The sequence below is a fragment of the Bradyrhizobium sp. Kon69 genome, assembly GCF_055807515.1.
On sequence record NZ_JBVVOS010000453.1, the window covers coordinates 1 to 255 of the forward strand.

Sequence of the window (255 nt, forward strand, 5' to 3'; positions counted from 1 at the left end):
GCTTTTTTTATACGGCCAATCACAAGGGCTGGTATCGCTGCCATTATCGGCGAGACCGCATACACAAACACAACGTCAATTTTTTTATTGCGTAATTTCCATGGGCCAAGCACAGACGCAGCAACAAAAAAAGAGAAATAATTTAAGATCAGACTAAAACTACGTGTCCCGCGTGGTATTAACGGCACTCTGACTACCTGAGCACCTGAATAATTTTCGAATTCACTCGGACAGTTACGAAAAGGTTCGTATATC

At 42.4% G+C, this 255-nt stretch carries 1 pseudogene; it reads right to left on the bottom strand.

Annotated elements, in window-relative coordinates:
• Positions 1 to 255 (bottom strand): annotated as a pseudogene (locus tag AC0L3U_RS39770) (glycosyltransferase family 4 protein); the annotation flags it as partial.